Consider the following 23,635-nt stretch of genomic DNA (forward strand, 5'->3'; position numbering starts at 1 on the left):
GTGCCTCACCTGTTTCCGCCTGCGTGTCTATCTGCGTGACTACCGCTTCCCGCGTGTCTACGACCGCTGTTCCTGCGCGCCGAAGATGCCGTCCATGACCACGGCACCGGTCTGGATCACGGGCCGGATCTGCTTCCGGTAGACCTCCTCGGTCACGGCCGTCCCGGAGTGCCCGACGAGCCGGGAGATCACTTCCAGCGGTACGCCGCGGTCGGACAGCAGGGACACGAAGCTGTGCCGGAGCTCCCGGGGCGTCCACTCATCGGCGTTGATCCCGTCGATGCCCTTGAGCGCCTGGCGGAAGGCACGGCGGACATTGGCCGCGTCCAGCGGCTTGCCCACGGCCGAGGAGAAGACGAGCCCGTGTTCCTCCCATTTGTCGCCGGCCGCCAGCCGATCCCATCCCTGATCTTCGAACTGCTGCCAGAGCGCTTCGACACAGCGCCCCGGCAGAGCGAGCGTGCGCCGAGACTTCCGGGTCTTGGTGTCCCCGCCCCGCCGGACCGAGCGCCACACCGCGATGTGCGGAGGCTGCGGCGGGTCCGCGTCCGGCTCACCCTTGAGGAAGACGTGGTCCCAGGTGAGCGCCCGCAGCTCCTCGGTACGGGCACCGGTCAGCAGGGCCACGACGATGTACGCGTACATCGAGGTCCCCTCGGCACCCTTGAGCACGGCCTCGGCCTGAGCGAAGGTGAGGGCCTTGGAGGGGCGCCCGGCTTGCCCCTGGGGCACCGAGCACAGCTCGACGACGTTGCGCTTCACCTTGTCCCGGGCCATGGCCCGCTTGACCGCGCGGTTGAGGCACGAGTGGATCGCCTGGAGGGTGCGCGTGCTGAGCGTCTTCGCCTTGGCGGCCAGCCAGCGGTCTACGTCCTCCGCGCTCAGGTCACGGAGCTTCCGGGCGCCGAGCGCCGGAATGACGTGCTTCTGGCTCAGGAGCGTGGTGGTCTCGACGGTGCTCGGGTCAAGGCCCGCCAAGCCGTATGTGAGCCAGTCCGTCACCGCGTCCTTGACCGTGTAGTTGGTGGGCGCGATGGCGAGGCCGTCCTCGTGGTCCCGCAACACCTCCTTGAGCTTGTTCTTCGCCTCCGTCTTGGTCTTGCCACTCCCCCGCTTGACGATCCGCTTGCCGCTCGGATCGAACCCGAGGTTCGCCGTGGCGATCCACCGTTGCCGTCTCTCGTCCCAGTGCAGGCCGCCGTCACCGCGGCTCCGACGCTTGGTCATCAGGCCGCACGCTCCATCTGTTCCGCGATGAAGTCGCCCAGGGCGGAGGCCGGGATACGCCGGCACCGGCCGATGGTGACCGAGGGCAGCCGTCGTGTACGGATCAGGTCGTACACCGTGGACCGGCCGAGCCTGAGACGGGCCATCACCTCGGCGACGGTGAGCAGTTCGTCATTACGCACGGTCGGGTTCTCCTTCCGTTCCGGGGGCGGGTTCGAGGGTTTCGGCGAGCCAGGCTTCGGCGTCGGTGAGGCCGGTTCCGGCGTAGATCCAGTGCGCGAGGACGAGAGTCGTGTTCGGGTCGGTCTCGGCCGCTTCCAGGGCTTGTGCGCGGCGGTATTCGGCGCGGGCGTCGCGGAGGGCGCCAAGGGTGGTGGAGTAGCGGCGGGACTTGGTGGAGAAGTGGCCGCGGAAGCCGAGCATGTGGGCCCAGGCCCGCAGGCGGAGGTGTTCGAGGTTCTTACGCGCGCCGAGGGTCCAGGCGGTGCGGATGAGCCGGCGGGCGTGGTCGCTGATGTCGAGCTGGGCGAGTTCGGCGAGGAACCTCAGCGGCCGGTCCAGAGCTCCCGTCGCGGTCTCGGCGCCCTTGGTGGCGTATTTGGCGATGTACGCGGCGACGGCCCGTTCGGTCAGTTCCTTGCCGCCGTCGAAGTCGGCGGAGCGGATGGTGCGGACGTCGAGTTGGCGGCCGAAGGCGAAGGTGTGGGCTCGGCCGTCGATGACCGGGCCGTCCACGCGGGCGGCGGTGGCGGCAGCGCGGATGGCATCGGTGAGCAGTTCGGCGGTGGCCCAGGCGGGAGGCGGGGTGTCGCCGCCCTCGGGGCCGTCGATGCGGATGACGGCGTGGAAGTGGACGGCGCCGCGCTTCTGGTACTCGGCGACCTTGGCGAAGGACACCCGTGCGTACTCGCGGAAAGCTCGCTGGGTGAGGCCGGCGCGCTTGGCGACCTCCCGGCGCAGGTAGATGGAGAAGCGCCGCCACAGCGGACCGGCGTGCGCGTTCCACAGCACGGCCGCTTCGTAGTCATAGGTATCCGGGTCGAGCGCGGTGCCGAGGGCGGGGTCGTCCTGGTCATGGAGCGCGCCGCAGCGGCAGCGGCGGACCGAACCAGCCGGACCGGTGGGGCGGTTGTGGACCGGGCCGAAGCTCGGTGTGGTGAAGGTGGCGAAGACGCGCGGGTGGGCGGCGACGCGTTCGGGGACGCCCTTGCCGCCACGCAGGCCGGAGGTGATCAGGTGAAAGGTGTCGCGGCGGTACACCTCGGCGCAGGCCGCGCACCGGGTGGTGCGGCGGTTGTTGCAGCGGACCAGGAGGTGACCGGACGGGAGGCTGGAGGAGTCGAGGCGGTGGAGGACGTTGCCGATCTCGCCGGTGCGGGTGTCGACGGCGTACTCGGTGCGGTGGCCATCGAGGCGGATCGGGTGCGTGCAACCGCCGAGGCCGGCGAGCTGACGCAGGAGTGCGGGCATGGTGCCGAGTGCGGCCAGTTCGCCGAGTTCGCGGAGCGGAGGCGGAGTGGCGCGGGTGATGATGGCTTTCTCCTTCTGGTTCGGCTGGAGGGACAGAGCCCCCGGGGCGGCGGATGCTTGGCGGTATCGAGGCCGCCCCGGGGGTGGTGCGGTGCGTCAGCGGCGGTGCTGGTCGCGGAGCATCGACCGCAGGACCACGGCGGCGACGGCCACGGAGACGGCCGTGACGGCGACGGCGGCCAGGAGCGCGGTCAGCACGACGCCGCCGACGAGGACGGCCGCGACCGCTCCGGTGCTGACGGATATCTGAGGGACCGGCCGCCGCACCGGCGCTTGGTCGGCCACGGTGTGGGTGTGCGCGGGCGGCGGTGTCGGGTTGTCGGGGTACTTGGGCAGGAACACAGCGAAGCTCTCCTTACCTACTCGTCTAGTCATGTGAGCCGTTGACGATGTCCACGCCGGAGCGCGTGCCGGACTCGATGACGGGGGCCATGAAGGTGTCCGAGAGCCAGAAGCCGAAGAGGGCGATCAGGACGACGATCCACGTGCGGACACCGAGGAACTTGACCGCTCCCCAGGCGAAGAAGCCGAGGAGGACGACGAGCGGCAGGCTGACGGTCACGGTGTGCGGGTCCTTTCAGCGGACGGGGCAGCGGTGGGTACGGGCGGCCAGTTCGGCGGCGGCACGGCTGTCGTAGTCGGCGGAGAAGCCGCAGCGCGGGGCCGTGCAGGCAGCGGTGTGCTTCTCCCGGCCGCGGCCGTCGTAGTACGTGCCGACCTGGACGGGGCCGATGCGGGTGACGGAGCGGAAGCGGCGGTTGGCGCTCATGTGGGGCTCCTTTCAGAGGTGGGCGGCGATGGCGTCGGCCATGGGCGGCGCGACGCCGAGGCGGGCGCGCAGGGTCGGAGTGTCGATGGCCCTTCCGGTGCGGGCGTGGTGCTCGGCGGCGACTTTGCGGGCGTGCTCGACCAGGGCGGCCGGGACGGCGACCGGCGGCGGGGCCGGAGGTGGAACCGGTGCCGACTCGGCCGCCGGCGGTTCCGGAGCGGGATCGGGCGCGTCCTCCTGGTCCTCGATGTCCTCGGGCGCCTCCTGGCCCACGGCATCACTGGGCTCGTCATGCGTGGTCGGCGACGAGTGGACCAGGAGGGTTCCGCCGAGGAAGGCGACCGCGGGCCAGCCCGCGACGAGGATGCGAAGCCAGGCCGGCACGTGGTCCAGGTCGAGCAGCCCGGCGGTGGCGACGTTCGCGCCCAGCGACGCGGCGAGGGCGATCAGGAACCAGCACCACCCGGCCGCTTTCGCCTCGCCGGACCGCAGACGGCGCCAGGCGGCGACGAGCAGCAGGTCGACGGAGACGGGATAGGCCCACGCCTTCCACCCGTCCTGTCCGACCGCCGAGGCGACGTCGTGCAGGTGGGCGAAGGACAACGCGGCGGCGATGACCGCTTGGACGAGCACCGCATCGACACGGGCCAGGTAGGCACGCATGCTGCGGCTCCTTCCGAATTCGGGCATGAGAGGGGTAGGGACATGGCGTGAGGCGGTCACGCCGACCGGGGATGAGCGGGGACGCGGGTCAGTCGGTCACCGGTCGAGGCCGCAGGACCGGGCTCGGTGTCTCAGCAGGCTGTAGGGGCGCGTCGGGCCGGAAGGGCTTGAGCGCGGGCAGGTCGGGGACCAGGTGGGCCGACTCGCGGCAGGTCTCGGCGGCGTCGCCGAGGGAGAGGTACGGCGTGCGGATGCGGGACCAGCCGCCGGAGGTGTCACCGGCCACGGCGAGGCCGGGCCGTTCGGGGGCGATGGCGCAGGCTGCGGAAACTGCCTCGGGGGCGATGTCGCCGAGTGCCATCTTGGCGGAGGCTTCGTCGTTGACGCGGTGGCAGACGCGGCCGGTCAACTGGGCCCGCAGCATGGTCGCGCCCTTGCCGAGTTCGGCGCCGAAGCGCTGTCCGCAGACCTCCAGGTAGATGCCGGCGGCCCGGCCGAGCTGGGCGAGCCGGATGAGTTGGGTGACCATTTCGTCCCGGCGTTCCTCGTCCTTCCTCGTGGCGACGAGGAAGAGTTCGGCCACCTCGTCGACGAACAGCACGACGGGTACCGGGCGTTCGTGCTCGGGCAGGCCCCAGATGTCGGAGGTGATCTCCTCGTCCGGCGTGTTCGGCGCGATGCCCTGCCGGGCCTTGATCAGGTCGTACCGGTCCTCCATTTCCTTGATGAGCACGGGCAGCAGTTCGGCGGCCTGCTCCGGGTCGGTGGCGAGCGCCGACAGGCGCGGAGCGAAGGGCGCCAGTTCCACGCCCCGCTTGCAGTCGATGCCGACCAGGGCGACGGGCTGACGGGCGAGACCCGCTATGAGGTGACGCAGGTACATGGATTTGCCGGACAGCGTGGCACCGAGGGTGAGTTGGTGCGGAACGGTGCGGTAGTCGCGTACGAACGGAGTGGCGTCCTCGCGCAGCGCGACCGGCACCCGGAGCAGGTCCGGGCGGAGCTTGCGCGGCATGCGCACCCGCCGCAGCACGTCGAAGCCGACGAGCCGTAGTTCGACCACGCCCGGTTTGACCGTGGTCACGTAGACGGCGTGGACGCCCCAGGCGTGCCGCAGTCGTTCGGCGGAGGCGGCCACGTCGGCGGGTTCCTGCCCCGGGGCGAGCCGCAGGCGGACCCGCAGCCCCGTCGTGGTCGGCCGGATGATCCCCCGGCGCGGCGGTACGGGCCGGACCTCACGACGGGTGGTGGCCTTGACGGCCAGGACCCGCAGCCGGGACGGCGCCACCGTCAGCCCGCACGCCTCCATGACGGAGCCGTAGGAGCTGAGCAGCCGGACCGTGGACACCGGTAAGCCGACCGTGGACCAGTAGACGCCGGGGTGTCGCACCCGGGCGTAGGCGGCCCCACCGCCGAGCGCGGCGACGGGACCACCCACCTCCAGAAGGGTTGTCAGATCGGTCATCAGGCCGTGGCCCCCATGGCTGCCGGGAAGGCGGCCGGAGTGACAGCGGCGGCCCGGAAGGCGATGCCGTGCCGCTGCTGGCCGTTGAACACGCTCTCCCACGGCCGCGCGACCAGGCCCGGCAGCGATACCGGGGCGCCGAGGGCGAGCCCTTCCGCTACCCCACTCTCCGGAACGGTCACCTTGATCAGGGACGACTCCCCCTCCTCGATGTACACGACGCCGATCGTCATCAGCGCCTCACCGCTGACGGCGTCCTTCGCGATCTCGCCCGACTGCCGGTCGCGGACCTTGGGCTCGGGCGCCTCGGTCAGCAGGATCGTCGCGGCCGAGGTCTCCACACGGATGGTGCGCAAGACTTCTCCCCATCTACTCGTCTAGACAAGATGCATCCTTCGAACCCGACGACGCCGGGAACGGGGACCACCTTGCCACACAACTTGCCCACTCGTCTATACGAGTATGCATGAGAGGGTGTACGAGTCCGGGGAAGTGGCCTCGCGCACCGCCGATCAGGTCGCCGGGAGCTGGTAGGAGAGAACGTACGCGTCGGCCGCCATCACCGTGTCGCAGACCTCCACAGCCCGCCCCGCGGTATCGAAGGCCGTACGGATGAGGTGAATCACGGGCACACCGGAGGCCAATTGCAGCGTCTTCACCTCGGACGGCGAAGGCATCCGGGCCCGGATCTCCTCCTCGAAGTGGTCGAGCTGGTGGCCCAGTTCCTCGAGGCGGGCGTAGATGCCGCCGGGACCGGGGTTGGGTTCGGCGATCTGCGTACCCCGGGCGATGTCGAGCGGCAGGTACGACGTGGCGAACTCGACCGGTCGGCCGTCGAGCAGGTACCGGCGACGCCGGGCGAGCACGCGCCGCACGGACCCGAGCCGGGTGGAGATGTCCTGACTGGCCTTCTCCTCCTTCACCTCCAGGCTGTCCACGGTGGGGTGACTGCCGACGGCGTCGGCCTCCACGATGAACGCGGACTTCCCCTGCTCACGGTGGCGCCTGGCGAACCGGTCGGAGGCGAGTCGCCGGACCGGAGGCCGGGGCCGGACGAAGACGCCCCGGCCGTGCTCGGCGTGCACCAGGCCCTCGCCCTGGAGGATCGAGAAGGAGTTCCGGACCGTCATCCGGGACACCCCGTAGTGCTCGACCAGCTCAGCCTCGGAGGGCAGCTTCTCCCCCTCCTTGAATCGCCCACGGTCGATGGCCTCGCGCAGCTGGTCGGCGATCTGCCGGAAGACGGCACGATCACTGGTCGGGTCGAGGCCGCCGAGAATGCTCGGTAGAGACGTCACGCGTACTCCTTTAGGTATCTAGACGAGTGGGCGAGTCTTGTTGCTACGGTGGAGAGCCTAGCCAGCCGAGAGGGCCGAGGAACGTGAGCACAGAACGCCCGCACTCCGTGAGCGTCGCCGGGGTCATCGTTGATGACCAAGGCCGGGCCCTGCTGATCAAGCGCCGCGACAACGGCCACTGGGAACCGCCGGGCGGAGTCCTCGAACGCGAGGAAACCGTCCCCGAGGCACTTCAGCGCGAAGTCCTCGAAGAGACCGGCATCAAGATCGAGCTTCCCGCGACCCTGACCGGCGTCTACAAAAACATGACGGGCCTGATCGTCTCCCTCGTCTTCCGCTGCCAGGCGGCCAACGGCATTCCCACCACGGGAGACGAGACCCGCGCACTGCGCTGGGCCACCCGCGAAGAAGTCATCGAACTCGCCGACGAGGCATACGCGATCCGCGTCCTCGACGCACTCGACGCGGCATCCCCGCCGGCCGTCCGCGCCCACGACGGCGTGAAACTCGTCTAGTCCGAACCCGCTGCACATGGCGGCCTACCAGCATGGAGGAACTTGTATGCACGAGTATACGAGTAGCGCCCGGGTCTGGGGGCTCAGTTGCCCAGGTTTTCCGGAAGAGGTCAGCAGGGCCCGCCGCTGGACCCGCGACATCCTGCGGGGATCGCCGTTGGCGGAGGACGCCGAGCTGATCGTCAGCGAGCTGAGCGCGAACGCGATCCTCCACACGGCCAGCGGCCGGACATCGGGCAGCTTCCATCTGGCCCTCGCGGTCTCCCCGCAGGTGATCGCCTTGTCCGTCACGGACGACGGAGGCACCGGCACGGCGCCGAAGGTCGAGCACCAGGACCAGGAGGCGGAGCACGGCCGAGGCCTGGGCATGGTCAGCGCACTCGCTCACCGGGTCGTCGTCCACGGCAGCCACGGCAGCCACACGGTCACTGCGGAACTCTTCACCGATGCCGGCCCGGCAGGAGGGCACCCGTGCTGACATCCGCTCCCCCCACAGCGCCGACCGCAGGCAGCCGGCCCCTCCCCTACCAATGCCGAGCCGCTGCCTACCCGTTGAACGAGATCCGTTCCATCCCCCTGGGATCACACGACGCCACGAGCCCGCGCCTGGCACTGCGCTGGTTACGCGAGCGCACGCAGCACATCACCGACCAGCTCGACGCCGCATACGCACAGCCGGGCATGCACTGGCTGACGGACGAGGCCGAACATGAACGAGCCCTCGCCTACCTGACCAGCGGCACGGGGTACCAACTCACCCTCTACGACGAGACCACCCGCTACGTACTGCTGGCCTACCCGGCGGGAGCGACCCCATGAACGGGCCCACCCGCAGCTACTGGTGCGAATGCTGGACCGAGGAAGTCACCGGCACAGGAGGGCCGGCGCGTCTGGCATCGTTCGACGCGTACTCGGCGCCTCAAGCAGACCGATGGGTCGCCATCGCTCTCCGCACCATCTCACCAGCACTCGACTCCGACGCGTCGGACGAAGCATGGACATGGCTGCACGACGAACGCGCCGAGACCCGCAGAGCCATGCTGCGCTCCGAACCCTGCACGGTGACCATCACCCACGCCAGCACCCGCATCACCTGGACCATCCGCCCAGTGTTCTTCCTGCCGCTTGCACACCGACAGGACGTCGAACTCCCAGCCTGTGCCCACGACTTCAAGCCCCGCACCACAGACTGAGTTACAACTTTCTTTACGGGTTCAAGCCCCGGCTGCGCTCCGCTCCGCCGGGCGCGCTTCCCGGCTCCGCTCCGGGCGCCGCTCCTGCCTTCGGCCCGCTCCGCCCGCGCTGCGCCGACGCGCGCCCACACGTGGATAGGGCCGGAGGCAATGAGTCGATCACCACGCAGGGCGGCCCGCGGTCAAGACAATGCCTCCGGCGGGGGATCGGCCGGCACCGGGATGGAGGGAGCACCGTCGCCGACTGCGGGCCCGTAGGGGCGTGCGCGGGGAGCTCCCATCCCGTCCACCGCCGACCCAGGCAGAGCCGAGCAGACGCGGCTCCTGGCGTCCAGGTCGTTCGTACAGTGGCGCGCTCCACCTGGACGCCAGGAACCACGCCCGCTCCACGGTGTGTGGGTCGACGGCGGACGGGATGGGAGCTGGGGTGGGTGGTGGCTTAGGTGGAGAAGGCCAAGCAGTGGATCCGTACGCGGCGACAAGGGGTTCGACTCCGAGGGCGTCGGCGTCACGTGCAGCCGTGTCGTGGACAATCCTTGCGCTACCGAGTTGAGAAGCGCGGCAAGACGTCATCCGAGCAGGTCAGGCACCCATAGCCTGACGTGCTCGGCAAGTTGGTTTCACGTGAAACGGTGCCCCGTTGGTGTCAAAAGGCGGTGAGCGAAACGGAGTTGGGCCTCTCATTTGTCAGTGCCGTGCCGTAGAAATGGCGAGACCGCACAAGACGCGGGGCGCGCGCCCGAGCACTTTGGCGAGAGGCAGGCGCACGCCCCAGAGAGAACCAGGAGAGACACGACGTGTCCATCCCGACCCCTCGCACCCCACTTCCGAACGGCAGCGGTGGCACTACTGCCACTGTTCCACAGCCCACTGACAATGCCCTATGGGTGATGATCGCTGGCGTCGCCGGTTGCGTCATCAACCCAGATGCCATGGCAGCGACGCTCGACTCAGCCTTCCAATTGATCACTGTGATCATCGTGCTGATTCTCGTGCGGTCGCACCTACGACGGACCAGCTACATGCCAGCCTGGCAACCGTCAAGCGCCCCCTGGGTGTTTGACACCAACGCCTGACACCAACAAGGGCGGACGATCGCGGATTGACGCGACCCCTGGCGACCGCTACGCCGCTGCACGACAGGTGAGCGCCAGCGTCGACGGTCCGTGATGATCGACCTGATAAGGATGAGGCTCGAACATGTCCCAGGCGGGGCGCCACCCTCAATCGGTGGGCGGCGCCCCGTCGGCATGACTCGGCCATTGGGACTCCACCGACCTCGTCCGCTAGCGATGGAAATCACCCCCCTCCCTTCGTACCACCGTTAAGGAGCGGAGCAGCCTCGCGCAGTAGAGTCGCAACGTTGTGGGCTTTGCGGTCCTCAATTGGCGGCGTCTCTCGGCTCGTGCACCGTGAATCAATTTCCCTAAGAATGAGGTACCGAAGAAGCGACCTCAATATGGCGAATGGAACCGGAGCAGAGGACTTGTACCCAGCATACGCACCTACGGCCTGATTGATCGAGTCGACTGATCTTTTACCCGAATGCACAAAACCTGAGCGCGCAGCGTATGACTTTTTGAGCGCTTTTTTAAGGTCATCGATGTTTGAGTTGACCTCTCCTATGCGCGGCCCTGGATTCCAGGATCCGCCCGTGATGCTGCCCCTAGCCCAGTCAATGTTTGGCACCCATGCAGATAGTTCTTGTTCAAAGAACGCTTCGGTGATCCCGCTTGTTGCATAGTCGGCGAATCGCTCACCCAGCCTCATGTGCGCGTTCTTTTCTAGCAGTTTCGACCTGAGCGCTTCCGCCTGCTTATCTGTCAGCGCTTGCGCCTTGATGAATTTTTCCCAGCTTCTAGCCTGGTCCCATACGTCCCAACCGGGGTTAAACTTGTGAAACTCTCCGGCTAGAGTTTCAATTCCCGCGACGACCAACGTGTAAGCCGCTGCGATATCCGTCGCAAAAAGGAGGCAGGCGCCGTAGTGGAGCCTGATGGCCGCATTGAGGACATCCGCTTCTCGACTCTCAAGCGATCGCATACCACCCAAAAGAGCACGGAAATCTTCATCCAGGTCAAGTCCGTCATCGAGTGGGCCCATAAGTCGACGATCAGGAAGATCAGACATGGACAGGAAAACCTTCCGACTGGGCTCTCCCTCCATGGTAAGCGGCTGAGCGGGAACTACCTCTATTCTTCGGTCTGCCACAAGGGTAAGCGCCGCGCCAATGTCGTCGGTTAGCTCGAAAGGATTCCCGTCAGTATCAAGCCACCCCACCACATGGAGGTGTTGGTATGTGGACCCCGGAATGTAGATTTGACTCGCTGGTTCTATCCGCAAAAGACCTTCCGACTCGACTCGATTAGGACCAGGTATAAGGATTTGCCTAAAAGTCTCGCCAAACTTGAATTCCTTCTTGGCGATAGCACTGTCGAGCCGGTTCAACCATCGGGATAGATTCTGCATGAGCAAGATTATGCATACGCGGGGGCCCCATCGCTGCGATTTTCTGCAACGGCTCTTCTTCGGTCCATCAGCTACGCCTCGACGCGCCCCACTACAGCACATGCATTCCACTGCCTCCGGATAGCCGTGAGCTGGCAAGACGAGGAGCGGGAGGCGATGGGGCTGGACCGTCTGTCTAGCCTTGGTCGTCTGCAGTCCCCGATGAATGGCACCGACACTGCTGTCCGGAGGAAGTGGCGTGCCAGATCGTGCGGGGAGCACAGGAAACATCGGGTATCAACCCAACAAGCGGTTGGACGCTGGCAGTGTTCCTGTCCAGGTCAGTCAAGCAACCTCGAGCAGATCACCTGAGCTTCCCAAGCTGAGGGCTCCGGACTCTCGTGAGCAGTTACTCCGGTCGGCCCCCTGCCCGCGCAGGCTCTGCCAGACTCCCTTCATGGGGCATTGCGCTGGGGTGACACGGCAGGGACGAGCGTGCGGAAACCCTGCCGGATGGAACGGCTACTGCCATCTGCACGGTGGTGGAGGCCGACGAAGCCGAAGCCCACGTGTCTCTACTCCTCCCCGACTTCCGCGCATGCCGGCGCGTCCGGAACCACAGCCGCAACGCAGGCGCAGAGGTTGGTTCTGGTGGTTGAGGTGGCTCTTCATGGGTTGGTTCGAGGCGCTGCGTAACGCGGTAAGCCGACGCTCATGACGGTGCTGGCTGGGCCGTCCCTGGGCCGTCCGAGGCTGCTCGGCAGCGACCAATGACGACCAACGACGACCACCAAGCGCACGGACCCGCCGCCCCTGACCAGCAAAAACCCAGCTCACCAAGATCCCCGGCAAGACCCAGGGCAAGAAGACATCTCAGGTTGCGTCGCGTGGCGGATCCGACAGGTTGTGCCACGCGTGACCACATCCGCCGACACAGTGCAGCGCCCGCCTGCGGGAGTCGGCGATGCTGAAGAGGGTGACGAGCAAGCGGAAGGACTTGATTAGTTCGTAGGCCGGAAGTGCTTCCATTCCGAAGCGCCACTTCGTGAGCATCACCGCCGGCGTGTGAGTAGGACGGATACCGGAGCGCGCGATGCTCTCGGGGACGTCCTCTTCGCAGGCGCGGGCCTGCCCGCAGAACAGCACTAGTGCGTGCAGGACCTTGCGTTGGTCACCCTCTGAGAGACCCTTGAACCACTCGACGCCCTCGTCCACAGGTCTGAGCCCCTGTGCGAGTTCGTTCAGGATCACCTCGTGTGCGTACAACACAGACTTCCACCCCCACGGTCCAGACCGACGGTACGCGCACGGCGACCCGTGGACAGCGCGGTTTCCCGCGCCCTGATGGCACAGCCATCTGACACAAGCAGCAGGCTCCTTCGTCGACGCCACGCAGCGCGCCTTCCGGAAGGTCCGCCTTCCGAGTGCGTGTCTAACTGCGTGGCAACGCAGACGAACAGCGGCGGACGACCGCGGACGTCTGCGGACCGTTGCACCAGGTGAGAGCCAGATCAGCCCAAGGCAGTGCCCTCACTCCAGTTGCTTCGGGACGAAGAGGTCGTGGGTTCAAATCCCGCCACCCCGACGCTGGTCAGAGGGCCTGGTGTGTAAGTGTGACACCAGGTCCTCTGTCGTGTTCAGGGGCCGAACACGGGGCCGTGCGATGTTGATCCGGCCACCGCGTCGCCCGCTTCCTGGTCGGCCGCCGTCCGCCTTTCTGATCTTCGGCGAAGATGTGGTCCACCGCTTCGGCACCCTTCGTGATGGCGCGCCGGAGCTGCTTATGCGCGGGGGTGCGCAGCGCACCGGCGAGGGCGAGGGCGGAGCCGAGGACAGGGCGTCGAGTCCGGACGCCGGGGCCGCCGCCGAGCCGCCGGAGGACCCGCCCGACGTGCGACGGTGGTCCCGCGGGTTGTGGTGGTGCCGTAGATCTCGTCGAAGGTGCGCACGCCCTGCAGTCCCACGGGCGCGTTGAATGCCTTCGGCCTGTTCGGCATCGGGCCGACCCGATGGTGCGAGGCAGGTGGCCGGAGGTGCCGGATGCCGGGGCCGGTGGTGTGAGGCGCATCACCGTATGGGGGATTCAGGTTGGGCGTGCACGAGCATGCTCGGAATGGACTCTCGTTTTCTCGGTATCCACGAGTTGGTCGAAGTCGACGTCCCGTCCGTAGCGGTCGTGGTCGACGTCATGCGTGCTTTCACGGTGGCTGCCTGGGCCTTCGGCCAGGGGGCGGAAAAGATCGTTCTTGCCGAGTCGCTGGGCGAAGCCCTGGCGCTCAAGGCGCGCCATCCGGATTGGGTGGCGGTCAAGGACGGGCCCCCGGCGCCCGGGTTCGACACCGTCAACTCGCCGGGTCTGGTGCGGTCGATCGACCTCGGCGGACGGACCGTCGTGCAGAAGACCACCGCGGGGACGGTCGGTGCCCTTGCAGTCAAGGATGCGTCGTTGGTGTTGTGCGCGAGCTTCGTGGTGGCGGAGGCAACGGCTCGGCTCTTGCGGACACGCGGGTGCGACGGTGTCACGTTCGTGGTCACCGGCGAGGACGGGCAGGCCGACGAGGATCTGGCGTGCGCGCAGTACATCGCCCGGAGGACCACCGAAGTCGGAACGGACGCAGCCGAGTTCCTCCGACGCGCCGGCGCGTCGCGCGCCGCGGGTGAGCTGGCGGAGGGCGTGCGTCAAGGAGTTCATCCTGATGACGTGGCGCTCTGCCTCGAGCTCGACCGGTTCCCCTTTGCCATGGTGGCGGCCGTGGAGGACTCGCTCCTGGTCCTGCGCTCGCGCGCCGTGGCGTGACGGCCGGTGAGCGGTGGCGTGTCGGGGACGTGCGGGGGCCGGGTCAGGGGCGGTCGGGGGTCGGGCCGGTGGCCTGGAGGCCGAGGACGAGGAGGCGCAGGCCGTGTTCGAAGCCGGCGTCCTCGTCCAGGCCCAGGAGGTCGGCCGACGCCTGGGCGGTGAGCGGGAAGCGTTCGGCGTCGATGATTCCCGCGAGCCGGTCGGGGGTGTACGGGTTGTCGTCGCCGTAGGCCGCGTTGGTGTGGGCCTGCTGCTCGATGGTGGAGCCGATCGTGTAGTGCAGGACGGCGGGGATGCCGCGGGCCGCGTCGGTGAGGGAGAAGCCCGCGTCCCGTAGGGTCCCCAAGCCCAGTTCCACGGCCCGGTGCACGGCCGGGTGGTTCACGTACGTGCCGGCGAGGACGCGTGCGCCGTCGCGGTGGCTCAGCATCGCGCGGCGCAGGTGGCGGGCCCAGTCGGCGATCCACTCCTGCCAGGAGGTGCCCGCGCCGGGTGGCTGGAGCCGTTCGGCCGCCTCGGCGTAGACGAGGGTGGCCATGGCGTCGAGCAGTTCCTGCTTGTTCTTGATGTGCCAGTAGAGAGTCGGGGCCCGTACGCCGAGTTCCTGCGCGACCAGGCGCATGGTGAGGCCGTCGAGGCCCACGCCGTCCAGCAGGCGGAGCGCCGCTGCGGCGATCACCTCGGAGTTGATGGTGCTCTTCATCGCGCTCCCTCGTCACCGGACACTTGACACTCTAACAGCGTTCGAGGCAGCCTCTAACAGCGTTCGAGTCTCTAACGGCGTTAGAGGCGGGGCGATGGACGGAAGTCGGCAGCTAGCCAGGAGGCTCGGATGAGCGGCATGAGGACGGACACGGACGTACTGATCGCGGGTGCCGGCCCCACCGGCCTGATGCTCGCCTGCGAACTGCGGCTCGCCGGTGTCGACGTACTGGTGGTCGACCGGCTCGCCGGGCGGACCGGTGAGTCACGGGCCGGCGGGATGCACGCACGGACCATGGAGGTGCTCGACCAGCGGGGCGTCCTCGACCGCTTCCTGGCGGCCGGCGAACCGCGCCCGATAGGCCACTTCTCGGGGCTGTGGCTGGACTTCGAGCAGTTCGAGACCAGGCACACCCGCAGCCTGATGCTGCTGCAGTCCCGCATCGAGCGGCTGCTGGAGGAGTGGGCCGAAGAGCTCGGTGTGCGGGTGCGCCGGTCGTCGGAGGTGACCGGGATCCGCCAGGACGACACCGGCGTCGAGGCCGAACTGGGCGCCGCCGGCGCCACGTTGCGCGCCCGCTACCTGGTGGGCTGCGACGGCGGGCGCAGTGCGGTGCGCAAGCTCGCCGGCATCGGTTTCCCGGGTACGGCGGCGACGGTGACCGCGCTGCTCGGCGACGTCGAACTCGCCGAGCCTCCCGCCGAGCCGCTGTTCATGCAGCGGCGGCCGGCCGGCGACTTCTCCGTGATCGCCTTCGAGCCGGGCTGGTACCGGGTGATCACCACGGAGCACGGCCGTGTCGCCGGCGCGGGCGAGCAGGTGACGTTCGACGAACTGCGCGCATCGCTGCTCCGGATCGCCGGCACCGACTTCGGTATGCGCAGCCCGCGCTGGATCTCCCGGTTCGGCGACGCGGCACGGCAGGCCGAGCGGTACCGGGAGGGCAGGGTGCTGTTGGCGGGCGACGCGGCCCACATCCACTTCCCGGCCGGCGGCCAAGGACTCAACCTGGGCGTGCAGGACGCGGTCAACCTCGGCTGGAAGCTCGCCTCCGTCGTGCACGGCCACGCGCCGGACACCCTGCTGGACAGCTACCACGCCGAGCGGCACCCCGTCGCGGAACGGGTGCTGCACAACACCCGGGCACAGTCGGCGCTGTCCCGTCCCGGCCCGCAGACCGACGCCCTGCGCGACGTACTCCGCTCCCTCATCCGGTACGACGACGTCAACCGGCACCTGGGCGGCATGATCACCGCACTGGACATCAGGTACGACATGGGCGACGGCCACCCGCTGACCGGGCGCCGGGTCCCCGACGCCGATCTGGAGACCGCCGACGGCCGCACCCGTGTCCACGCACTGCTGCACGCCGCCCGTCCCGTGCTGCTCGACCTCGGCGGCGGTGGCGAGCCGGGGGCCGTCGCCGAGGGCTGGACCGATCGCGTCGACGTCGTCCGGGCCCGGCCGGTGACCGACCACTGGCCGGTCTGGCCGGACGACGAGGTCCCCGCCCCGGCCGCGCTCCTCGTCCGGCCCGACGGCCATGTCGCCTGGGCCGCGTCCACCGGCACCGCTCCCGACCCCGCGGCGCTCCGCACGGCCCTCACCACCTGGTTCGGGCCGGCCGCGGTGAAGGCGTGACACGCATTGCCGTCGCCGGCCGCGGTCTGGTGTGGTTGGGTTGGTGGGCCACGCCCCGGGAAGGATCGAGACATGATCATTTTTGGTACCAAGGGGTACCTGTACCAGCTGGCGATACTGACCCTGGTGTGCGCCCAGTGCGGCAATCCGGCCGCGCACACGCTCAGGAAGCGGGTCACGAAGTTCACGCTGTTCTTCGTGCCGCTGTTCCCGTTCTCCACGAAGTACTCGACGCAGTGCACGTTCTGCGGCGCCGAGCAGCAGGTGACCGGTGAACAGGCCGAACAGCTCCAGGCGCAGGCCGTCGGCGGCGCACAGGGACACGGGCAGCACTCCCCGCAGCAGCCGTACCAGTCCTAGCCCTCGTACGGGTCGGGTGGCGCCGGCACCGGTCTGGCGTGCGTGACCTCGACGTACGGGACCGGGCCGTCGTTGACGGGGTCCTTCGTGCGGCGCGGGCTGTAGGTGCCGGTGACCTCCAGCCAGGTGTCCGGCCGCAGCACCGGGGGCATCGCACCGGACAGGGCGATCTTTATCGGCTGGGCGTCCGCGGCACAGCAGTTGAGGGTCATACGGACCAGGTACGGGGCACCGGCGCGGTCCAGCGCCACGAAGCCGGTGATGACGACGGTGCGGCCGCGCAGGTGCCGGCCCTCGTCGTACACCGCGCGCGCCGCGTACTCCCCCACTCCCAGGCGCAGCGGGCCGTTCGCGGGCAGGTCCGGGAAGCCGAAGGGCTCCTGCAGGGCCGTACCGGTGTGGGTGGCGCTGTAGGAGCCGAGGGCCGGCGGGGCCACCAGGATCAGCGCGAAGAGGGGCAGGGCGAGGAGCCAGGCGACACGGGGCTCGCCGTGACCGTCGTCGCCGGGCGGGCGGCGCCACTCGTACAGCAGTGTCGCCGCGGCCGTCACGATCAGCACCGCGCCCGACAGCAGGAGCAGCGGGCGCAGGCCCGCCTTGACGTAGCGCAGGTGCAGATCGGTCAGGCCGGCGTGCACAACGGCCGCGCCGAGCAGGAACAGCAGGGCGGCCTGCGTCTGACGGTTCGGGCTCAGGGCGGACGTCACAGCAGGACCGCTCCCGTCAGGGCCGAGAAGAGCACCGCCAGGGCGAGGGTCGCCGGGGCGAAGCGCAGGGCGAAGGCACGGCCGAAGGTGCCCGCCTGCAGGGCGAACAGCTTCAGGTCGACCATGGGCCCCACCACCAGGAAGGCGAGCCGGGCCGTCGGCGAGAACTGCGTCAGCGACGCCGCCACGAACGCGTCCGCCTCCGAGCAGATCGACAGCACGACGGCCAGCGCCGCCAGCACCAGCACCGACAGCACCGGGTGGTCCGCCGCCGCGCTCAGCCACCGCGCCGGGACCAGCGCCTTCAGTGTGGCCGCCGCCGTCGCGCCGACCACCAGGAAGCCGCCCGCGTGCGTCACGTCGTGCCGCACCGAACCCCAGAACGCCGCACCCCCGCCCCGCGCCCCGTACGACGGACGGGAGGGCGGGCGCAGCCGGTCGGCGCGGCCGAGGCACTGCCACAGCCAGCCCATCGCGCACGCCGTCAACAGGCTCGCCACGAAACGGGCGAGGACCATCCCGGGACGGTCCGGGAATGCGACCGCCGTCGCCGTCAGCACGACCGGGTTGACCGCGGGCGCGGACAGCAGGAACGCCAGCGCCGCCGCCGGAGCCACTCCCCTGCGCACCAGCGCGCCCGCCACCGGCACCGACGCGCACTCGCAGCCCGGCAGCACCGCGCCCGCCGCGCCGGCGACCGGCACGGCCAGCGCGGGACGCCGCGGCAGGGCGCGGACGAAGAACGACGGCGGGACGAACACGGCGATCGCCGCCGACAGCAGGACGCCGAGCACCAGGAACGGCAGCGCCTGGACGACCACCGCCACGAACACCGTCATCCAGCTCTGCGCCGCCGGAGAGGCGAGCGCGCCGCGCACCGGGTCCTGGAACATCACGGCCGTGAGCAGCACCAGCGTGAACAGCAGGGCCGGGTCGAGGCGGCGGGAGTCCCCGGGCGGCACCTCCCGTCCGGCGTGGTGGTCCGGCGGTGCGGCGGCTTCGCGCGGGGTGCGTGTGCGGGTGGCCACGGGCCTGGGGCACCTCCGGACGTGGGCGCGGGAGAAGGGGCCCGCCGCTCGGGGCCCCTCCCTCCGTACGGACGACGGGCAGCGGCCGTTCAGACGCGGCCGGTCCGTCTGGAACCACCCGGGACGATGAGGCAGTCTCTTCCCCTGTGGTGAGCCTCCTTCCGAACCCGGCCCTGCCCGACGAACCCTCCACGCACATGGTGGTGTGCGGTGACGACGGCCTGGCGCACCGGCTCGCCGCCGAACTCCGCGGTGTCTACCGCGAACAGGTGACCCTCGTCGTGCCGCCGGCCGGGCGGTGCGTCCGGCAGCCGGTCGTCGGGCGGGCCCGCGCGGCCTCCGCGGCCCTCCTCGACCGGGTCGTGACCGCCGTGAACCGGGGCAACGGCGGCCCCGAAGGGGCCTCGGCCGCCGGAGAGCGGGTCGTGGAGGCCGCCGAACCGACGGAGGCCGTGCTCGCGGCGGTCGGAGTGGAACGGGCCGCCGCGCTGGCGCTGGTGTACGACGACGACGAGACCAACATCCGCGCCGCCCTGACCGCCCGCCGGCTCAACCCCCGGCTGCGGCTGGTGCTGCGCCTCTACAACCGGCGGCTCGGCCAGCACATCGAGGAACTCCTCGACCAGGCGGCCGAGTTGGCGGGCGGCGGAACGGTGCGCGGAGGGCCCGGCGCGGACATCGCCACGACCGTGCTGTCCGACGCGGACACCACCGCGCCGGCGCTGGTCGCCACCGCGCTCGTCGGCACCAGCAAGGTCGTCGACGCGGAAGGACTGCTGCTGCGGGCCGTGGAGCGCCGGCCGCCACGGCCGGGCGAGGTCGCCGACCCGGGACTGTGCACGCTGGCCCTGCTGTCCGCGACGAGCAACGACCCGGCCGGCGCGGAGGGTTCGGAGGACAGCGGCGACCAGGGGCCCCAACTGCTGCCCGACGCCACGGCGGTGGCGGCGGCGACCGGACGCGGCACGGTCGTGCTGGAGCAGGTGTCGTACTCGGGGCCGTCGTTGCCCGGCCGGCGCGGCGGGGTGCCGCCGTTCGCCTCGCTGTTCTCGCGTCGGCTGCGGTGGTCACTGGCCGGGCTGGTGGCGGCGGTGCTCGCGCTGGCGGTCGCGCTGACCCTGGTGACCCGGGACCATCCGCTGCACGCCACGTACGTCACCCTGCTCGACCTGTTCGCGATCAACGAGCCGGCGCACAACGAGACCGCCGGGCGGCAGGTGCTGCAACTGCTGTCCGGACTGGTCGGGTTGCTGCTGCTGCCGGTGCTGCTGGCGGCGGTGCTGGAGGCGCTGGGGACGTTCCGCACGGCGTCGTCGCTGCGGAAGCCGCCGCGCGGGCTGAGCGGACACGTGGTGCTGCTCGGACTCGGCAAGATCGGGACGCGGGTGCTGACGCGACTGCGGGAACTGCACATCCCGGTGGTGTGCGTCGAGGCCGACCCGGAGGCGCGGGGCATGGCCACGGCACGGCGGTTACGGGTGCCGGTGGTGCTGGGGGACGTCACGCAGGAGGGTGTCCTGGAGGCCGCGAAGATTCACCGCGCCGACGCGCTGCTGGCCCTGACCAGCGCGGACACCACGAACCTGGAGGCGGTGCTGTACGCGCGGTCCGTACGTCCCGACCTGCGGGCGGTCCTGCGGCTGTACGACGACGACTTCGCGAAGGCCGTCTACCGGACGCTGCGGACCGCGCACCCGGGCGCCCTGACCCGCAGCCGGAGCGTGTCCCATCTGGCCGCGCCCGCGTTCGCCGGGGCGATGATGGGCCGGCAGATCCTGGGAGCGATCCCGGTCGAACGGCGGGTGCTGCTGTTCGCGGCGGTGTCCGTGGGCGGGCTGGCGCAGTTGGAGGGCCGGACCGTGGGCGAGGCGTTCCGGGCCGGCGCGTGGCGGGTGCTGGCACTGGACACGGCCGGACGGGCGGACACGGCCGGGCGGGCGGACACGGGCGCGGGCGCGGAGGACGCTCCCGGTGCCGGGCTGGTGTGGGACCTGCCCGACACGTATGTGCTGCGCGGCGAGGACCGGGTGGTGCTGGCGGCCACCCGGCGGGGCCTGGCGGAACTGCTGGGGCGGCGCCGGGGCGCGGGCGCGAGCCGCTGACCGCCCGGCCGGCACCGGTGTCCCGCGCCGGCGCCGCCGGGGTGGGCGGTTCCGTCACCGGTGCCGCCCCGGCGGCCCCGCCGTCCGCCGTCAGGTCCTGTCGTTCGGACCGTCCCGGTGTCGCGGTGCCCGGGCCGGTCGGACGGCACCCGCCGCACGGCCGGGCTGGTCCGGACGACCGGCCCTACGGCCTGGGCAGGTGGCGTTCCGCGAAGTCGAGTTCCAGGCGTACCTGCTTGATGCGTTCGTCGACGACGAGGGAGCCGTGGCCGGCGTCGTAGCGGTACACCTCGTGCACCGCGCCGCGGGACTCCAGGCGCTTGACGTAGTTCTCGATCTGGCGGATGGGGCAGCGCGGGTCGTTGACGCCGGCCGAGATGTACACCGGGGCCTTGACGCGGTCGACGTACGTGATCGGGGAGGACGCCTCGAAGCGGTCGGGAACCTCCTCCGGCGTGCCGCCGAGCAGCGTGCGGTCCATCGCCTTCAGCGCCTCCATCTCGTCGTGGTACGCCGTGACGTAGTCGGCGACCGGAACGGCCGCGATGCCCACCGCCCACGCGTCGGGCTGGACGCCGAGGCCGAGCAGGGTGAGGTAGCCGCCCCAGGAGCCGCCGGTGAGGACCAGCCGGTCCGGGTCGGCGAGGCCGGAGCCGATCGCCCACTCGCGGACCGCGGCGATGTCCTCCAGCTCGATCAGACCCACCCGGTGCTTCAGCGCGTCGGTCCAGGCACGGCCGTAGCCGGTGGAGCCGCGGTAGTTGACGCGGACGACCGCGTAACCGTGGTCGACCCAGGCCGCCGGGCCCGCCGCGAAGGAGTCGCTGTCGTGCCAGGTGGGGCCGCCGTGGATGTCGAAGACCGTCGGCAGCGGGCCGGTCGCGCCGGCCGGCTTCTGCACCAGGGCGTGGATCCGGCCGCCGGGGCCCTCCACCCACACGTCCTCCACCGGCACCGAGCCGGGCGACTTCATCCCGGGCGGGTCCAGCACCACACCGCCCGTCGTGGAACGCACCGCCGGCGGTTCCGCCGCCGACGACCACAGGTACTCGACGCTGCCGTCCGGCCGGGCCGTCGCGCCGGAGACCGCGCCGCGCGGGGTGGGGATCTCCACCAGGCGGCGCTCGGCCAGGTCGTAGCGGAACAGCTCGCCGCGCGCCTCGAAGCCGTGCGCGATGAGCAGGGCGGAGCCGTCCGGGTACCACTCGGCGCTCACGTCGCCGGGCAGCTCCAGCGCGAGGTCCGTCTGCTGCCCCGTCGCCACGTCCCACACCATGGGCTCCCAGCGCCCGCGCCGCTGGTGGCCCACGAGCAGCCGGGTGTCACCCTCGACCGGCGCGAAGCCGAGCACCTCCAGGCCGAGTTCCCGCGTGCCGCCCTCGGTGTCGTCGAGCTCGGCGACCGTGGTGCCGTCGGGACGCATCACGCGCAGCGCCGAGTGCATCGCGTCGCCGTGCTCGGTGTGTTCCACGGCGATCAGCGAACCGTCGTGGGACAGGTCGCCGACGCCCGCCGACTCGCGGTGCCGGTACAGCTCCACCGGCGCCTCACCGGTGCGGGCCAGGTGGATCGTCGTACCGTCCTCGTCCGTGGAGCGGCCCACGACCGCCGTACGGCCGTCCCGGCCGAGCGCCAGACCGGCGGGGTAGGACGGGTCCAGGCCCGGCGCGGCGAGTTCGTCCTCGCCGCCCGTGAAGCGCTGGCGGCGCCACACGCCGAACTCGTCGCCGTCCTTGTCGTCGAACCACCAGATCCACTCGCCGTCCGGCGAGAGCACCCCGTCCGTCGTGCCGTTGGGCCGGTCCGTCACCTGGCGCTGCTCGCCCGTGGAGCGGTCCCAGGCGTACAGCTCGTACGTCCCCGTCGCGTTCGACACGAACAGGGAGCGGTCGGGGGCGTCCTCCGCCCAGTCGGGCAGGGACACCCGGGGCGCCCGGAAGCGCTTCTCCCACTCGGGCATGTCCTCGGTCTGGTCCGGCCGGTCCGGCGCGTCGGACCCGTTGCTCTCAGTCATGGCCCCATACTGCCCGTCCCGGCGGACATCGCGCCGCCGAGGTCTCCAGCCTGTGGACAACTTCCACATGATCTTCCACCGGACCGTCCACGGCGCTGTCCACCGCGCCGTCCACCGCACCGTCCGCCCGACGGCCGCCCCGGCCCCGTCGGCCCGGCTCGTCCGGCCCCGTCGGCCCGGCTCGTCCCTGCTCGTCCCGGCCCGTCGCGGGCGGACCCCGCGGGACGGGAACCGGCCGCGGACCCGTACCGTTGAGGGCGTGTACCGGTTTCTGCTGACGCCCCGCTGGTGGGGGATCAACGTCTTCGTGCTGCTCGCCATCCCCTTCTGCATCTTCATGGGGTCGTGGCAGCTCGGCCGGTTCGAGGACCGGGTGGACGACCACCGCGACGCCGAGGCGCGGGTCACCTCCGACAAGCGGGAGGCGGCCAGGCCGCTGGACGAGCTGCTGCCCGTGACCAAGGCCACCTCCGGCAAGCAGACCACCGCGACCGGCCGGTACGACACCCAGCTCCTGGTGCCCGACCGGAAGCTGGACGGCAAGGACGGCTACTACGTGCTGACCCTGCTGCGCACCGACGGCGGCCGGGCGCTCCCCGTCGTGAGGGGCTGGCTGCCCGGCGACCCCGACCCGGCGGAGGTGCCCGCGGCGCCCACCGGCGAGGTCACCGTCACCGGCGCGCTCCAGGCGTCCGAGACCCCGGGCAACAACGGCGTCAGCGCCCGCGGCGGCCTGCCGGCCGGCCAGACGGCCGCGATCAGCGCGGCGTCACTGGTCAACCTGGTGCCGTACGACGTCCACGACGCGTGGGTCACGCTCAACCGCGGGGACGCGGGGATGAAGGCGGTGCCGGCGACCGCGCCCGGCGGCACGGGGCTCGACCTGAAGGCGTTCCAGAACCTGGGCTACACCGCCGAGTGGTTCGCCTTCGTGGGCTTCGTGGTCTTCATGTGGTTCCGGCTGCTGCGCCGCGAGCTGGAGTTCGCCCGCGACGCGGAGCTGGGGCTGCTCCCCGAGGAGGAGCGGGAACGGCCCGAGCGGGAACGGCAGGAACAGCACGAGCGGCGCGAGACGAAGCCGTCGAGCCCTTCCGGGGTCTGAACGTCGAGCCGCTGCGGGCCCGAACGTCGACTTCGCCCGGGGGTCCGAGCGCCGGAGAGGCGACCGGCGGGCG

The 23,635-nt window shown here is 70.4% G+C and carries 25 protein-coding genes and 1 pseudogene; 9 read left to right on the forward strand and 17 right to left on the reverse strand.

The window, feature by feature from the left end:
• Window positions 1-57 precede the first annotated feature (57 nt).
• The 10 genes from FGW31_RS15750 to FGW31_RS15795 all read right to left on the reverse strand — a co-directional run bounded on the left by FGW31_RS15750 (window position 58) and on the right by FGW31_RS15795 (window position 6,952).
• The gene (locus FGW31_RS15750; RefSeq protein WP_137961322.1) at window positions 58-1,227 is read right to left on the reverse strand and encodes a site-specific integrase; all 1,170 of its coding nucleotides are present in this window, start codon (window positions 1,225-1,227) and stop codon (window positions 58-60) included.
• The gene (locus tag FGW31_RS15755) at window positions 1,227-1,409 is read right to left on the reverse strand and encodes a helix-turn-helix domain-containing protein (protein WP_137961321.1); all 183 of its coding nucleotides are present in this window, start codon (window positions 1,407-1,409) and stop codon (window positions 1,227-1,229) included. Before FGW31_RS15755 ends, FGW31_RS15750 begins: the two co-directional genes overlap by 1 nt.
• Window positions 1,402-2,697: a replication initiator gene (locus tag FGW31_RS15760; RefSeq protein WP_142194052.1), complete on the reverse strand. Its 1,296-nt coding sequence runs from the start codon at window positions 2,695-2,697 to the stop codon at window positions 1,402-1,404. Before FGW31_RS15760 ends, FGW31_RS15755 begins: the two co-directional genes overlap by 8 nt.
• A gap of 156 nt (window positions 2,698-2,853) precedes the next feature.
• Window positions 2,854-3,099 carry a SpdD protein gene (locus FGW31_RS15765; RefSeq protein WP_137961319.1) on the reverse strand — a complete coding sequence of 82 codons (246 nt, stop codon included), beginning with the start codon at window positions 3,097-3,099 and terminating at the stop codon, window positions 2,854-2,856.
• 25 nt (window positions 3,100-3,124) lie between these two features.
• Window positions 3,125-3,319, reverse strand: a complete 195-nt coding sequence (locus tag FGW31_RS15770) for a hypothetical protein (RefSeq protein WP_142194053.1) — start codon at window positions 3,317-3,319, stop codon at window positions 3,125-3,127.
• Between the two features lie 15 nt (window positions 3,320-3,334).
• A complete protein-coding gene (locus FGW31_RS15775; RefSeq protein WP_137961317.1) occupies window positions 3,335-3,526 on the reverse strand; it encodes a mobile element transfer protein in 192 nt (63 codons plus the stop codon).
• A gap of 12 nt (window positions 3,527-3,538) precedes the next feature.
• Window positions 3,539-4,189 carry a DUF2637 domain-containing protein gene (locus FGW31_RS15780; protein ID WP_142194054.1) on the reverse strand — a complete coding sequence of 217 codons (651 nt, stop codon included), beginning with the start codon at window positions 4,187-4,189 and terminating at the stop codon, window positions 3,539-3,541.
• A gap of 88 nt (window positions 4,190-4,277) precedes the next feature.
• Entirely contained in the window at window positions 4,278-5,654 is a 1,377-nt protein-coding gene (locus FGW31_RS15785; RefSeq protein WP_137961315.1) for an FtsK/SpoIIIE domain-containing protein, read from the reverse strand.
• Window positions 5,654-6,010, reverse strand: coding sequence for an SCO3933 family regulatory protein (locus FGW31_RS15790; protein ID WP_142194055.1), 357 nt, complete (start codon window positions 6,008-6,010; stop codon window positions 5,654-5,656). Before FGW31_RS15790 ends, FGW31_RS15785 begins: the two co-directional genes overlap by 1 nt.
• A 156-nt stretch (window positions 6,011-6,166) precedes the next feature.
• Entirely contained in the window at window positions 6,167-6,952 is a 786-nt protein-coding gene (locus FGW31_RS15795) for a GntR family transcriptional regulator (protein WP_137961313.1), read from the reverse strand.
• Window positions 6,953-7,059: 107 nt separating this feature from the next.
• Between FGW31_RS15795 and FGW31_RS15800 the strand changes: the two genes are divergently transcribed.
• From FGW31_RS15800 to FGW31_RS15815, 4 genes are all read left to right on the forward strand, one after another.
• Entirely contained in the window at window positions 7,060-7,467 is a 408-nt protein-coding gene (locus FGW31_RS15800; RefSeq protein ID WP_137962175.1) for an NUDIX hydrolase, read from the forward strand.
• A gap of 46 nt (window positions 7,468-7,513) precedes the next feature.
• Window positions 7,514-7,945 carry an ATP-binding protein gene (locus tag FGW31_RS15805; protein ID WP_142194056.1) on the forward strand — a complete coding sequence of 144 codons (432 nt, stop codon included), beginning with the start codon at window positions 7,514-7,516 and terminating at the stop codon, window positions 7,943-7,945.
• 74 nt (window positions 7,946-8,019) lie between these two features.
• Window positions 8,020-8,286: a hypothetical protein gene (locus FGW31_RS15810; protein WP_308432237.1), complete on the forward strand. Its 267-nt coding sequence runs from the start codon at window positions 8,020-8,022 to the stop codon at window positions 8,284-8,286.
• Window positions 8,283-8,660: a hypothetical protein gene (locus tag FGW31_RS15815; RefSeq protein WP_142194058.1), complete on the forward strand. Its 378-nt coding sequence runs from the start codon at window positions 8,283-8,285 to the stop codon at window positions 8,658-8,660. The genes FGW31_RS15810 and FGW31_RS15815 overlap by 4 nt, the downstream gene beginning before the upstream one ends.
• A gap of 1,299 nt (window positions 8,661-9,959) precedes the next feature.
• On the opposite strand, the gene FGW31_RS15820 is transcribed toward FGW31_RS15815, so the two are convergent.
• From FGW31_RS15820 to FGW31_RS35665, 3 genes and pseudogenes are all read right to left on the reverse strand, one after another.
• Window positions 9,960-11,129 (reverse strand): hypothetical protein, encoded by a 1,170-nt coding sequence (locus tag FGW31_RS15820; RefSeq protein ID WP_142194059.1) that lies wholly within the window; start codon window positions 11,127-11,129, stop codon window positions 9,960-9,962.
• Window positions 11,130-11,981: 852 nt separating this feature from the next.
• On the reverse strand, window positions 11,982-12,359 hold the full coding sequence (locus FGW31_RS15825; RefSeq protein ID WP_233452493.1) for a DUF5958 family protein: 378 nt from the start codon (window positions 12,357-12,359) through the stop codon (window positions 11,982-11,984).
• A gap of 532 nt (window positions 12,360-12,891) precedes the next feature.
• A pseudogene (locus tag FGW31_RS35665) lies at window positions 12,892-13,081 on the reverse strand (amidase family protein); the annotation flags it as partial.
• A gap of 140 nt (window positions 13,082-13,221) precedes the next feature.
• Between FGW31_RS35665 and FGW31_RS15835 the strand changes: the two are divergent.
• Complete coding sequence (locus FGW31_RS15835) at window positions 13,222-13,905, forward strand: 2-phosphosulfolactate phosphatase (RefSeq protein WP_142194061.1); 684 nt, start codon at window positions 13,222-13,224, stop codon at window positions 13,903-13,905.
• A 43-nt stretch (window positions 13,906-13,948) separates the two neighbouring features.
• On the opposite strand, the gene FGW31_RS15840 is transcribed toward FGW31_RS15835, so the two are convergent.
• Complete coding sequence (locus tag FGW31_RS15840; protein WP_142194062.1) at window positions 13,949-14,608, reverse strand: TetR/AcrR family transcriptional regulator C-terminal domain-containing protein; 660 nt, start codon at window positions 14,606-14,608, stop codon at window positions 13,949-13,951.
• Window positions 14,609-14,737: 129 nt separating this feature from the next.
• Here FGW31_RS15840 and FGW31_RS15845 point away from each other — a divergent pair, with 129 nt between their 5' ends.
• Both FGW31_RS15845 and FGW31_RS15850 read left to right on the forward strand, forming a co-directional pair.
• On the forward strand, window positions 14,738-16,249 hold the full coding sequence (locus tag FGW31_RS15845; protein WP_220450325.1) for an FAD-dependent monooxygenase: 1,512 nt from the start codon (window positions 14,738-14,740) through the stop codon (window positions 16,247-16,249).
• A 72-nt stretch (window positions 16,250-16,321) separates the two neighbouring features.
• Window positions 16,322-16,609, forward strand: a complete 288-nt coding sequence (locus FGW31_RS15850; protein WP_142194063.1) for a zinc-ribbon domain-containing protein — start codon at window positions 16,322-16,324, stop codon at window positions 16,607-16,609.
• On the opposite strand, the gene FGW31_RS15855 is transcribed toward FGW31_RS15850, so the two are convergent.
• Window positions 16,606-17,316, reverse strand: a complete 711-nt coding sequence (locus FGW31_RS15855) for a TIGR03943 family putative permease subunit (protein ID WP_233452494.1) — start codon at window positions 17,314-17,316, stop codon at window positions 16,606-16,608. The genes FGW31_RS15850 and FGW31_RS15855 overlap by 4 nt on opposite strands.
• Window positions 17,313-18,278: a permease gene (locus FGW31_RS15860; protein ID WP_233452498.1), complete on the reverse strand. Its 966-nt coding sequence runs from the start codon at window positions 18,276-18,278 to the stop codon at window positions 17,313-17,315. The genes FGW31_RS15855 and FGW31_RS15860 overlap by 4 nt, the downstream gene beginning before the upstream one ends.
• A 263-nt stretch (window positions 18,279-18,541) precedes the next feature.
• On the opposite strand from FGW31_RS15860, the gene FGW31_RS15865 reads away from it, so the two are divergent.
• Complete coding sequence (locus tag FGW31_RS15865; RefSeq protein WP_142194180.1) at window positions 18,542-20,446, forward strand: NAD-binding protein; 1,905 nt, start codon at window positions 18,542-18,544, stop codon at window positions 20,444-20,446.
• Window positions 20,447-20,630: 184 nt separating this feature from the next.
• Here FGW31_RS15865 and FGW31_RS15870 read toward each other — a convergent pair whose 3' ends face one another.
• Entirely contained in the window at window positions 20,631-22,460 is a 1,830-nt protein-coding gene (locus FGW31_RS15870; RefSeq protein ID WP_142194064.1) for a S9 family peptidase, read from the reverse strand.
• A 259-nt stretch (window positions 22,461-22,719) separates the two neighbouring features.
• Here FGW31_RS15870 and FGW31_RS15875 point away from each other — a divergent pair, with 259 nt between their 5' ends.
• A complete protein-coding gene (locus FGW31_RS15875) occupies window positions 22,720-23,562 on the forward strand; it encodes an SURF1 family protein (protein ID WP_142194065.1) in 843 nt (280 codons plus the stop codon).
• Window positions 23,563-23,635: the final 73 nt, after the last annotated feature.

This window comes from Streptomyces calvus, from assembly GCF_006782915.1.
In the GTDB taxonomy this organism is placed as follows: domain Bacteria; phylum Actinomycetota; class Actinomycetes; order Streptomycetales; family Streptomycetaceae; genus Streptomyces; species Streptomyces calvus.

Excerpts from the sequence above, each read along its gene's own strand:
- FGW31_RS15750 (WP_137961322.1), bottom strand. The coding sequence starts at position 1,227 with ATGACCAAGCGTCGGAGCCGCGGTGACGGCGGCCTGCACTGGGACGAG.
- FGW31_RS15760 (WP_142194052.1), bottom strand. The coding sequence starts at position 2,697 with ATGCCCGCACTCCTGCGTCAGCTCGCCGGCCTCGGCGGTTGCACGCAC.
- FGW31_RS15870 (WP_142194064.1), bottom strand. The coding sequence starts at position 22,460 with ATGACTGAGAGCAACGGGTCCGACGCGCCGGACCGGCCGGACCAGACC.
- FGW31_RS15780 (WP_142194054.1), bottom strand. The coding sequence starts at position 4,189 with ATGCGTGCCTACCTGGCCCGTGTCGATGCGGTGCTCGTCCAAGCGGTC.
- FGW31_RS15845 (WP_220450325.1), top strand. The coding sequence starts at position 14,738 with ATGAGCGGCATGAGGACGGACACGGACGTACTGATCGCGGGTGCCGGC.
- FGW31_RS15850 (WP_142194063.1), top strand. The coding sequence starts at position 16,322 with ATGATCATTTTTGGTACCAAGGGGTACCTGTACCAGCTGGCGATACTG.
- FGW31_RS15865 (WP_142194180.1), top strand. The coding sequence starts at position 18,542 with ATGGTGGTGTGCGGTGACGACGGCCTGGCGCACCGGCTCGCCGCCGAA.
- FGW31_RS15805 (WP_142194056.1), top strand. The coding sequence starts at position 7,514 with ATGCACGAGTATACGAGTAGCGCCCGGGTCTGGGGGCTCAGTTGCCCA.
- FGW31_RS15840 (WP_142194062.1), bottom strand. The coding sequence starts at position 14,608 with ATGAAGAGCACCATCAACTCCGAGGTGATCGCCGCAGCGGCGCTCCGC.
- FGW31_RS15820 (WP_142194059.1), bottom strand. The coding sequence starts at position 11,129 with ATGCAGAATCTATCCCGATGGTTGAACCGGCTCGACAGTGCTATCGCC.
- FGW31_RS15775 (WP_137961317.1), bottom strand. The coding sequence starts at position 3,526 with ATGAGCGCCAACCGCCGCTTCCGCTCCGTCACCCGCATCGGCCCCGTC.
- FGW31_RS15835 (WP_142194061.1), top strand. The coding sequence starts at position 13,222 with ATGGACTCTCGTTTTCTCGGTATCCACGAGTTGGTCGAAGTCGACGTC.
- FGW31_RS15815 (WP_142194058.1), top strand. The coding sequence starts at position 8,283 with ATGAACGGGCCCACCCGCAGCTACTGGTGCGAATGCTGGACCGAGGAA.
- FGW31_RS15785 (WP_137961315.1), bottom strand. The coding sequence starts at position 5,654 with ATGACCGATCTGACAACCCTTCTGGAGGTGGGTGGTCCCGTCGCCGCG.